Raw genomic sequence first — 281 nt, 5'->3', positions numbered from 1 at the left:
ATGGTTAAGCTACTAAGAGCACACGGAGGATGCCTAGGCGCTAGGAGCCGATGAAGGACGTGGCGAACAACGAAACTGCCTCGGGGAGCTGTAAGCAAGCTTTGATCCGGGGGTGTCCGAATGGGGAAACCCAGCTGGGGTAATTTCCAGTTACTCACAACTGAATACATAGGTTGTGTAGAGGCATACCAGGGGAACTGAAACATCTAAGTACCCTGAGGAAGAGAAAACAATAGTGATTCCGTCAGTAGCGGCGAGCGAACGCGGAGAAGCCCAAACCA

General features: G+C 52.0%; 1 rRNA gene. It reads left to right on the top strand.

Annotated elements, in window-relative coordinates:
- Nucleotides 1-2 precede the first annotated feature (2 nt).
- A 23S ribosomal RNA gene (locus tag AC6CIF_RS31945) occupies nt 3-281 on the top strand; the annotation flags it as partial.

The organism is Paenibacillus sp. GQ49 (genome assembly GCF_059759055.1).
Note: the sequence above shows the minus strand (reverse complement) of the source record. Positions and strands in the feature narration are given on the sequence as shown.